Here is a 9,948-nt window from a genome sequence, read left to right as displayed (position 1 = left end):
ACTCGCCGGCATCGGCAACAAGACTTGCCCTTCCATACGGTCGATTTTAATCGGGGCCGGCGTTCATTTGCGTGTCTCTCACCCCCGCCTCCGCTTCGCTCGGCGCACCCTCTCCCCGGGGCGAGGGTGAACGGCGGCAGCGCGGTATATCGATCCCCCCTTGAGGGGGAGATGCCCGGCAGGGCAGAGGGGGTGCCTCGACACACACAGGCTGATTTTGCGGAGCTGTTATCCCTCCGTCATCTCCGACGGCATCTCCCTCTGACGAGGAAGATCGGAGGGAGTTTGCCACGGAGAGGACCATTGCCGTCTCATGATTGTTGTTTGTGCTTGGATCCTCGGGACAAGCCCGAGGATGACGAAAGAGAAGGTTCGAGCAAGGGTGCCCCGATCAGCCGCCGAGGACGGTATCACTGAGGCCAGGATCACTGGAGACCACACCGAGAGCGGTACTGCTGGGTGTACCCCAAGGCACGACCTCGAGTTTGGCACCTTTTGCAGAACCTCAAGGTTCGTCATCCTCGGGCTTGTCCCGAGGATCTACCGCACAAACAAGCCGTTCTCTCCGTTCAAGTGGGGGATGATCCGGTGCATCTTTCGCAATGTTTCAATAACTTAAATCATTCTTCATCCCCGCTCTCCAACTTTGCCTCATACTGTCCTAGTCCTGTTTCGGCTGCACCGGTTAAGCATCGCCGGCGAGATGGGGCCGGTGCCCTTTCGATCCGCCGTTGATGCAGGCGGGTTGTCAGGGGCTGCGCAGAAAATGGTCTCCCTCTCGCCTGAGAAATGGCGGGGCGTGCGTGTGTCGCACACAACCCGGCCCGGCTAATAATCAACAACATATGGGCCGCCGCAGAGGGACCGGAGTTGCGCGGAAAAATACACCGAACGGGACACGTCGCGTGTCACCATAAAATACAAATACGAGGCAACGACGTGTCCCGGCCAATCCTCGTCCTCGGGTTAAACCCGAGGATCATCCGAGGATGACGAAAGAAAGAAACCGAGATCGCCAAGGGACGAGTCTGCCTACTCGTCATCCTCGGACAAGCGAAGCGCGATCCGAGGGCAAGGGAGGAGTATGTCTTGAGAACAAAAACATCGACTGAACATAGGGACTTCAGCGACTACGAAAAGCTTCGGGCCGAACAGCACGAAGAACTCTCCCGCGCTGCTTCGTCACTCATGTGCATCAGCAATGATCTGTGCCGTCTGCGCTCCTGCCGCCGCCGGCGCGTGTGCGGTGGTCCGATGCAGCCTTCGCCGCACCAGGCATTGGCTGTCCGCGCTCAGCGGGAAATCGGCCTCAGCGGCAAGGCCTGCGCCGATCTCCCCGTCTGTATCGCAAACCAGAAGCCATGGGTTTTCGATATCTACAAAAAACTCATGGCAGACCTTCTGCAGATAAAGCTGGACATCCCGAAAATGGATTTGATCCTGGCCTGCGTCGAGGCTGCGTCAAGACGGCGCTTGCCCAAGAAGCACTCTTGACTTCCCCTTCCGATCATCCGACTTCAAACGCTGAAACGAGGGAATGACGACCATGACCGAGACCGCCCGCAGCACCATAGACCAGAGCGAAGTGGACCGGTTTTCCGCCATGGCGGCGGAATGGTGGGATCCGACCGGCAAGTTCAAGCCGCTGCACAAGTTCAATCCCGTGCGGCTCGCCTATATCCGCGACCGCGTCTCGGAGAATTTCGGCAAAGACCCCAAGAGCCACCTGCCGCTCGCCGGTTTGCGTGTGCTCGACATCGGCTGCGGCGGCGGCCTCTTGTCTGAGCCCGTCGCGCGCATGGGCGCCACCGTCGTCGGCGCCGATCCTTCGGAAAAGAACATCGGGATTGCCTCCACCCATGCGGCCGAGACGGGAACAGTGGTCGATTATCGCGCCGTGACTGCCGAACAGCTTGCCGAAGCCGGCGAGACCTTCGACGTCGTCCTCAACATGGAAGTCGTCGAGCACGTCGCGGATGTGGATTTCTTCATGTCCACCTGCGCGAAAATGGTGCGCCCCGGCGGGCTGATGTTCGTCGCCACCATCAACCGCACCTTCAAGGCCGGCGCGCTCGCCATCTTCGCGGCGGAAAACATCCTGCGCTGGCTGCCCAAGGGTACGCACCAGTACGAAAAGCTGGTCCGTCCGGAGGAGCTGGAAAGGCCGCTTGCCGCAAGCGGCATGGAAATCATCCACCGCACAGGCGTCTTCTTCAATCCCCTGCAGGACCGCTGGAACCTCTCCTCCGACATGGACGTGAACTATATGCTGCTGGCGAAAAGGCCGGGGTGATTTCGGCATCCCCGCCCTTCGATCTCCTGCTACACTCCCGGTAAATGCATGAAGGGCCGGACATTATCCGTCCAGCCCTTCGGGTTCTTTGAAATGAGTTCCGTATCGGGATGCGCTCAGTTCGCATCCTCGGGCAGCACCGGCAGCGGCGCCACCTCGATGCCCTCCTCGAGGAGATCGCGCACCTCGCCGAAGCTCGCCTGGCCGATGATGCCGCGAGCGTCCGCTTCGCCGTAATGGATCTTGCGCGCCTCTTCCGGGAACTTGTCGCCGACATCCTCGGCATTGGCCTTGATGGCGGCGACAGCAGCCTTCAGCCTGGCCTCGGCCTCGGCGCGCGCCATGTCCATCGCCACCGCCTGCTTTTCTTCTTTCTTGCGCGCGGTCGAAACGGATGGCGCCATCAGGGTCTTGGAGATCGAGGCGGAATTGCAGACCGGGCAGGTCAGAAAGCCGCTCGCCACCTGCCCGTCGAAGTCCGCGCTGGTCGAAAACCAGCCTTCGAAAGTGTGGGCGTTCTCGCAGGACAGTGAATAGCGGATCAAGCGGCAACTCCTCCGGCTGCCGGCGCAACGGTGTCGAGCGTGAACTCGCGCGCGTTCTTCAGGTTCGGGATCTTGCCCCGGGCAGCCTTTACTTCGGCGACGTCGATCTCGGCGATCACCACCGCTTCGCCGGAACCGCCGGCGGATGCCAGCACCTTGCCCCAGGGATCGACGATCATCGAATGGCCGAATGTTTCGCGGCCGTCTTCATGCAGCCCGGCTTGCGCGGCGGCGATCAGGAAGGCGCCGTTCTCGATGGCGCGGGCGCGCAGCAGCACTTCCCAATGCGCCTCGCCCGTCTGGCGGGTGAAGGCGGCGGGAACGGTCAGCACCTCCGCCCCGGCAACCGCCTCGGTCCGGAACAGCGAGGGGAAGCGCACGTCGTAGCAGATTGCGAAGCCGAGCCTGGCGAAGGGCAGCTCGGCCACCCGCGCTTCCTCGCCGGGCCGATAGACGGCGCTTTCGCGCCAGCTCTCGCCGTTGTCGAGATCGACGTCGAACATGTGGATCTTGTCATAGGTGCAGATCCGGCTGCCGCCGGGCGCGAAGAGGAAGCCGCGATTGGCGATCTTCCCGTCGTCGAGCGCAATCGCCGTCGAGCCGACATGCACATGGATGCCGAGTTCGCTGGCGAGGCTGCGGGCGGTCGAAACGACGATGTCGTTCGCCTCGTCCTTCAACACCGCACGAAGCCCGGCGCGATCCTTCTGCACAGCACCGGTCATTTCCGGCGTCTGCACATAGACCGCACCTTGCGCCGCGGCATCCCGCACGAGGCGGGCCATGTCGGCGGCGTTCTTCTCCGGATCGACGCCGGAGCACATCTGGATCGCTGCAGCCTTGAATGCCATTCCTAACTTCCCTCAATTCGCCAGCATCGGATCGAGCTTGCCGGCCCGGTCGAGTGCATGAAGATCGTCGCAGCCGCCCACATGCTGGCCGTCGATGAAGATTTGCGGAAAGGTCGAACGTCCGTTCGCCTTGCCGATCATCTCCTGGCGGAGCTCCTGCGAGTAGGTCGCGTCGTGCTCGACATAGTCGATGCCCTTTGATTCAAGCAGGGCTTTGGCGCGGGTGCAATAGCCGCAGAACTGGCGGGTATAAATGGTCACATCTGCCATGAATGTCTCCAGGCACGGCCGGGAGCGGAAGCGGGGCCGCGCGAAATTGTCTTGATTGTCATATAGGCCCGGCGACAGCCATTGCAAAGGTCAAAACCGTGACCTCCGCGGCTCCCGCCTTCTTCAGCGCGCGCGTGGCGGCAGAGACGGTGGCCCCGGTGGTATAGACATCGTCCACCAGTATGAGGCGCTTGCCGAAAACCTCCCCCTCCCGGCCCGAAGGGGTTGCGAAGGCGCCGCGGACATTGTCCTCCCGGCCCCGCGCGGTCAGCCCCACCTGCCGGCTCGTGCGCTTCACCCTGGCGAGCGCTTCCGGCAGAAAGGGCTTGCCCGAGAGATGGGCGATATGCCGCCCGAGCTCGGCCGCCTGGTTGAATTTTCGAAGCGCGAAGCGCAGCCGGTGCAGGGGAACCGGAACGATGCCGTCGCAGTTGGCGACATGGCCGTCGGAGGCTCTCAGCATCCATTCGGCCATCATCGGCGCCAGGTTGGTGCGGTCGCGATATTTCAGGGAGTGCACGAGATTGCGGGCTGCCCCCTCGTGGATCGCCACCGAGCGCAGCCGGTCGAACACCGGCGGCTCGGCGATCGCCTGGGCCGAAAGCATGCCGGGTCCGGGATCGTAGGAGAACGGCAGGCCCAGGCGATCGCAATAGGGCCGCTCGATGAAACGGATTTGCGACCAGCACCCTCCGCAGAAGGCGGCATGCCGCCCCGTCCGGATGCCGCAGCCGAGGCAGGTCGGCGGATAGACGAGGTCGCCGAGCGACTTCATCCACCCTCCCGCGAGGGATGCTAGAATTGACGCAGCGGAAGGGGTCTGCTCGGCGGACATGTCTTGACATTAGCGAAGCCGAAGCGCCTTTGCGAACGGAGAAATGAAGGCGACGTCATATGGAAATACTTTTCGATCAGCACCTGGCCGCCCGCCGTCGCGAAAGGGCATTCGCCCGTAACGGTGCTGCGGCAGGCTTCCTGCTGGAAATCGCCGCCCGCGAATTGGCCGAGCGCCTCGCCGTCGTGGAGCGCCGTTTCGAAGAGGCCGTGGAACTCCACGGCGGCACGGGTGTCGCGGCAAGGCAAAGCCTGGCGACCGGCAAGATCGGCAGCATGAGCCGGATCGAAACCAGCGGGATATTCGCCGCTCCCGGCGAGGAAGTGCGGGAAGCGGGATTGGACGACGTGCCGCTTGCCCCCGAATCCGTCAATCTCGTGCTCTCGCCTCTGGCGCTGCATCTGACCAACGACACGCCGGGAACGCTGATCCGCATCCGCCGCGCGCTGAAGCCGGACGGCCTCTTTCTCGCGGCGATCCCCGGCGCAGGCACGCTCGCCGAATTGCGGGATGTCCTGCTTGCAGCCGAAGCGGAGTTGAGCGGCGGAGCAAGCCCGCGCGTCATTCCCTTTGCCGATGTCCGCGATATGGGCGGGCTCCTGCAGCGCGCCGGTTTCGCGCTGCCGGTGGTCGATGCGGAAACCTATACGGTCCGCTACGATTCCCTGTTTCCCCTGATGCGCGACCTGCGCGCCATGGGCATGACCAACCCGCTTGCCGGCCGCAGCAGAACGCCGGTCACACGGCGGTTCTTCTTGAGAGCCGCGGAACTCTATGCCGAACGCTATTCCGATCCGGACGGCCGCATCCGTGCGACCTTCTCGATCATCTACGCCTCGGGCTGGGCGCCGCATGAAAGCCAGCAGAAGCCGCTGAAACCGGGTTCGGCAAAGGCGCGGCTCGCCGATGCCCTTCGCGATGCGAGCAAGCCGCAGATCGAATGAAGGCGCTTAGTCGATCGGCTTTGCGATGTTGTTTTCGACGGTCGAAAAGGTGTTCTGCAACGCCTCGGAAAAAGCGCCGAGCCCCAGGATGAGGGCGCCGCCGATGATCGCCGCGATTAGCCCATATTCGACGGCGCTCGCTCCATGGCTGTCGCGTAGGAAGGATCGAAGGAGACGCATGGATTGCTCTTATTCCCGTTGCCTTCCGCCCGATCGCATCGAATGCGGAACGTTTCGCCGTTTCAACAATCGCCGTCCGCGCCGTAGCCCTTGACGATGCAGATGGAACCCGGCGTTTCCTGCAGGACGCTGCGCCGGATGGTGTAATGCTTGATACCCTTGTCGGGCTGTATCGAGCCGGTGGTGATCCGGTCGAATTCCTCCTGGACATGGGCAAGCCGCCGCCCGTCCGTTCGGTCCGAAAGCATGGGTGTGATGATCAGCGAGAGGGCGATTGCAGCCGTGCCGAATAGAAGTGCGGCATTGAGCGCACCGGTCATACCGGACCTGTACGTCGCCCGCTGCCGGACACGCACAGTCTTCCAGAATTCCTCATCCATTCTCTCAAAGCCCCGTCACGCAAATACTGCCCTGATGAGATCCGGCCTATCATGCCGGGCTAAATGAACGGTTAATACGGAATGAATTCGGCCCGTCTAATTTGAATTATAGGAGATCCTGGAGAATGGGGATCAACGGCTCGTCGGCCGGAGGCATGGGGTAGTCGCGAAGCGCCTTGGCCCGCACCCATTTGATAGCCTGGCCTTCCCGTCCGACCGGCACGCCCTCGAACCGCCGGCAGACATAGAGCGGCATCAGCAGATGGAAGGTTTCGTAAGTGTGGCTGGCAAAGGTGAGCGGCGCGAGGCAGGCAGCCTTGGTCGTGATGCCGAGTTCCTCGTTGAGTTCCCGGATCAGGGTTTCTTCCGGCGTTTCGCCCGGCTCGACCTTGCCGCCCGGAAATTCCCAGAGGCCGGCGAGCGTTTTGCCCTCGGGCCGCTGGGCGAGCAGGATGCGCCCGTCGGCATCCACGAGGGCGCAGGCGGCGACAAGCAGAAGCTTCTTCGAACCTTCGCTCACTCTCAGGCCTCCCTGCGCCAATAGCGATAATCATAGGCATGGCGGAAGCCGAGCTTGCGGTAGAGCGCCAGCGCCGGCTCGTTGGTATCGACGACCTGCAGCCAGGCCATGCGCGCACCGCTGACCCGCGCCCAGCGCAGCGCCGAGGAGAGCATGTCGGTGCCGATCCCCTCCCGCCGGCGCTCCGGCTTCACGGCAAACGAGACGATGCCGGCGAGATCGTTGTCCTGCACGCAGAGCGTCGCCGCAACCGGTCCCGTCTCCGGGTCCTCGACAACGAAGAGGCCGCTTGCCGGCTTGATGGCATTCAGGATTTCCGCAAGCGCCGGTTTCAGCGAGGCATCCTCGCCGGTCACGACAAGGCTCGCATCCACGAAGCGGCCGACATTGTGGCCGGGCAGGAGATGGACCGTATCGGGAAGATCGATTTTCGTGAGGTCGGCGGTCAGCACGTTGACCGTTTCGAAAGCCTGCCAGCCGTTTCTCTCCATCATCTCGATGAGCGGCCGCGGTGCGAGCGGCGTCTCGCGTACGATCAGCGGCCGGCCATAGGCCTCGAAGCGCTGGCGCGCCTTTTCCAGCCGCAATTCCATGTCGCGACAGTCGGAAGGATCGAGCGGCACGACGCAGTTCAGACGCTTGGAGGGATGCCCGCCGGTGAGGCGTATCTGCCAGCTTCCGTCATAGGCGACCGAGGCGGCCGGCCAGGCACGGAAGCCGACGGCCTCGAGGCGCCTGACGAGAGGCAGATCGCTGCGCGGGGAAAATGCCTGCATCACGCCTCAGCTCCGGTAATCGCCGTTGATGGCGACATATTCCTTCGTGAGGTCGCAGGTCCAGACGGTTGCCGTGCCGTTTCCAAGACCGAGATCCACCCTCACCGGAATATCCTGCTTCTTCATGACGTCCGACGCAGCGTTCTCGGAATAGTCCGGATCGCGCTCGCCGTTGAGGGCAACGCGGACATCGCCGAACCAGATCGCCAGGCGGTCGCGATCGGCGGCTTCGCCGGCCTTGCCGACGGCCATGACGATGCGGCCCCAATTGGCGTCTTCGCCGGCGGCGGCGGTCTTGACCAGGGGCGAATTGGCGATCGACAGCGCGATGGTCTTTGCCGCCGCATTGCTCTCGGCCCCGGTCACCGTGATTTCCAGCATCTTCGTCGCGCCTTCACCGTCCCGGGCAACCTGGATTGCCAGCGCTTTCAGAAGATCGTTAAGAGCCGCCCGGAAGCCGGCAAGCGCCGGATCGTCCGCGTCCTCGATACGCTTCTGGCCATCCGCGGCGGCGGCACCAGTCGCAAACAGCATCAGCGTGTCGGAAGTCGACGTGTCGCTGTCGACGGTCATCGAATTGAAGCTCGGCTCCACGCCGGCGGACAGCAGGGATTGCAGCACGGGCGATGCGATATCCGCATCCGTCACCACGAAGGAGAGCATGGTCGCCATGTCGGGAGCAATCATGCCGGCGCCCTTGGCGATGCCGTTGATCGTCACCTTCACGCCGCCGATCTCGGCGGTGCGGGTAGCGACCTTCGGATAGGTGTCGGTAGTCATGATGGCCTTGGCGGCTTCCTGCCAGAAATCGCCCGTCGCCGAGGTGTTCATGTCACCCAGCACGCCTGCGAACTTGGAGGCATCGAGCGGCTCACCGATGACGCCGGTCGAGGCGAGATAGATCTCGTTCTCGGCACAGCCGACGGCCTCGGCGGCCGATTTCGCGGTCAGCGCCGTCGCTGCCCGTCCCTTCAGGCCGGTGAAGGCGTTCGCATTACCGGAATTGACGACCACGGCGCGCGCCACCCCATGCGACAGATTGGCGCGGCAGAAATCCACCGGCGCCGAAGGGCACTTGGAACGGGTGAAGACGCCGGCCACCGAGGCCGGCTTGTCGAAGACCATCAAAAGCACGTCCGTGCGGTTCTTGTATTTGATGCCGGCAGCGGCGGTCGCCATGCGAACGCCGCGCAGCGCCGGCATCTCGGGATAGGACTTCGGGGCAAGGGGGGAAACGGAGACGGACATCTGATAGCAACCCGGGCTGAACGTGGAAGGGCCCGGAAAACCGGGCCCTCAACTGAATGTTACTGCTGCGGCGCAGGCTCTTGGCCGGCTTCCGGCGCCTTGTTGGCGTCCTCGTAGCCCTTGCGGAGCGCCTCGTCGACGATCTCGACCTTCTCCTCGCCCTTGGCCTTCTCGATCACAGCCAGGTACTTGTCGCGCATCACGAGCTGCTTGACCTGGTCCTGAACCTGATCCAGCGCCGGCGGCTGCACGTCGCGGCGGTCTTCGAGCTTGATGACGTGGAAGCCGAACTGCGACTTTACCGGGGTCTTGGTATAGGCGCCCTTTTCCAGCGTGAAGGCCGCTTCCTCGAACTCGGGAACCATGCGGCCCTTGGTGAACCAGCCGAGATCGCCGCCGTCGTCCTTGTTGGAATCCTGGGATTTCTCCTTGGCGACTTCCGCGAAATCCTTGCCGCCGTCGAGTTCGGCGATGACCGCCTTCGCCTCATCCTCGGTCTTCACCAGGATATGGCGGGCATGCACCTCCTCCTGCTTCGGCATGGCGGCGACTTCCTTGTCGTAACGGGCCTTGACCTCTTCAGGCGTCACGGCATCCACGACATGCTTGCGGAAGTAGGAATTGTGCAGTTCGCGGGCCTCGATATAGGCCATGCGCTGCTTGAAGTCCTCGGTATCCTTCATGCCTTCGTCGATGGCGCCCTTGGCGAGCAGCTTCACGTCGATCGCACCTGACAGCGCGGCGACGCGCTTCTGGTCGTCAGGCAACTGCTGGAGCTGCGGATCGAGGTTCTGCACGGCAAGATCGAGCTCCGACTGGCGGATCTCCAGATCGCCGACCTTTGCAACGACCGCATCTTCCTGAGCGAAGACCGGAGCCTGGAACGAGACTGCCACGACAAGCGCGGCCGTTGCGAGAAATTTGTTGCGCAACATCGATTCAACCTTTCGATAGACGCCGGCATCGAATACCCGATTCCGGCCGGAAACCCTCACAAACACCGGATTGTGGCCATTGTGTATCAGCCGTCACCGTTGACATAATTCGACCCCCCTCTTATCTGTCACGCAACTTTGCGTCCAGAAGAGTTTCCGGGCCACGCACGG

Annotated in this window: 13 protein-coding genes; 3 read left to right on the top strand and 10 right to left on the bottom strand. The window is 62.9% G+C overall.

Features of this window, described 5'->3' with window-relative positions:
- The first annotated feature begins 1,089 nt into the window (after positions 1-1,089).
- Both ACE04I_RS01745 and ubiG read left to right on the top strand, forming a co-directional pair.
- Positions 1,090-1,494, top strand: coding sequence for a hypothetical protein (locus ACE04I_RS01745; RefSeq protein ID WP_137326711.1), 405 nt, complete (start codon positions 1,090-1,092; stop codon positions 1,492-1,494).
- A 52-nt stretch (positions 1,495-1,546) separates the two neighbouring features.
- Positions 1,547-2,293 carry a bifunctional 2-polyprenyl-6-hydroxyphenol methylase/3-demethylubiquinol 3-O-methyltransferase UbiG gene (gene ubiG / locus ACE04I_RS01740; RefSeq protein WP_046796437.1) on the top strand — a complete coding sequence of 249 codons (747 nt, stop codon included), beginning with the start codon at positions 1,547-1,549 and terminating at the stop codon, positions 2,291-2,293.
- Positions 2,294-2,409: 116 nt separating this feature from the next.
- On the opposite strand, the gene ACE04I_RS01735 is transcribed toward ubiG, so the two are convergent.
- From ACE04I_RS01735 to ACE04I_RS01720, 4 genes are read right to left on the bottom strand one after another with little or no spacing between them, the layout of a single operon-like run.
- Complete coding sequence (locus tag ACE04I_RS01735; RefSeq protein ID WP_046796384.1) at positions 2,410-2,838, bottom strand: DUF1178 family protein; 429 nt, start codon at positions 2,836-2,838, stop codon at positions 2,410-2,412.
- Positions 2,835-3,689, bottom strand: coding sequence for a carbon-nitrogen hydrolase family protein (locus tag ACE04I_RS01730; RefSeq protein WP_046796383.1), 855 nt, complete (start codon positions 3,687-3,689; stop codon positions 2,835-2,837). Before ACE04I_RS01730 ends, ACE04I_RS01735 begins: the two co-directional genes overlap by 4 nt.
- Before the next feature lie 12 nt (positions 3,690-3,701).
- Positions 3,702-3,959: a glutaredoxin 3 gene (gene grxC / locus ACE04I_RS01725; RefSeq protein ID WP_046796382.1), complete on the bottom strand. Its 258-nt coding sequence runs from the start codon at positions 3,957-3,959 to the stop codon at positions 3,702-3,704.
- A 58-nt stretch (positions 3,960-4,017) separates the two neighbouring features.
- On the bottom strand, positions 4,018-4,734 hold the full coding sequence (locus ACE04I_RS01720; RefSeq protein WP_487206421.1) for a ComF family protein: 717 nt from the start codon (positions 4,732-4,734) through the stop codon (positions 4,018-4,020).
- A gap of 119 nt (positions 4,735-4,853) precedes the next feature.
- Here ACE04I_RS01720 and ACE04I_RS01715 point away from each other — a divergent pair, with 119 nt between their 5' ends.
- Positions 4,854-5,738, top strand: coding sequence for a methyltransferase domain-containing protein (locus tag ACE04I_RS01715; RefSeq protein WP_046796381.1), 885 nt, complete (start codon positions 4,854-4,856; stop codon positions 5,736-5,738).
- 6 nt (positions 5,739-5,744) lie between these two features.
- Here the strand turns inward: ACE04I_RS01715 and ACE04I_RS01710 are convergent, their stop codons facing one another.
- The 6 genes from ACE04I_RS01710 to ACE04I_RS01685 all read right to left on the bottom strand — a co-directional run bounded on the left by ACE04I_RS01710 (position 5,745) and on the right by ACE04I_RS01685 (position 9,777).
- Positions 5,745-5,918, bottom strand: a complete 174-nt coding sequence (locus ACE04I_RS01710; protein ID WP_046796380.1) for a Flp family type IVb pilin — start codon at positions 5,916-5,918, stop codon at positions 5,745-5,747.
- A gap of 62 nt (positions 5,919-5,980) precedes the next feature.
- Positions 5,981-6,298 (bottom strand): hypothetical protein, encoded by a 318-nt coding sequence (locus ACE04I_RS01705; RefSeq protein ID WP_046796379.1) that lies wholly within the window; start codon positions 6,296-6,298, stop codon positions 5,981-5,983.
- A 106-nt stretch (positions 6,299-6,404) separates the two neighbouring features.
- On the bottom strand, positions 6,405-6,818 hold the full coding sequence (gene mutT / locus ACE04I_RS01700) for an 8-oxo-dGTP diphosphatase MutT (protein ID WP_046796378.1): 414 nt from the start codon (positions 6,816-6,818) through the stop codon (positions 6,405-6,407).
- Between the two features lie 2 nt (positions 6,819-6,820).
- Positions 6,821-7,594 (bottom strand): GNAT family N-acetyltransferase, encoded by a 774-nt coding sequence (locus ACE04I_RS01695; RefSeq protein ID WP_082118449.1) that lies wholly within the window; start codon positions 7,592-7,594, stop codon positions 6,821-6,823.
- A 6-nt stretch (positions 7,595-7,600) separates the two neighbouring features.
- Entirely contained in the window at positions 7,601-8,842 is a 1,242-nt protein-coding gene (argJ, locus tag ACE04I_RS01690) for a bifunctional glutamate N-acetyltransferase/amino-acid acetyltransferase ArgJ (protein WP_046796376.1), read from the bottom strand.
- A 59-nt stretch (positions 8,843-8,901) separates the two neighbouring features.
- Positions 8,902-9,777 carry a peptidylprolyl isomerase gene (locus ACE04I_RS01685; RefSeq protein ID WP_046796375.1) on the bottom strand — a complete coding sequence of 292 codons (876 nt, stop codon included), beginning with the start codon at positions 9,775-9,777 and terminating at the stop codon, positions 8,902-8,904.
- Positions 9,778-9,948: the final 171 nt, after the last annotated feature.

It is taken from the genome of Rhizobium moroccans, assembly GCF_057559155.1.
This window is presented reverse-complemented; position numbering and strand designations above follow the sequence as displayed.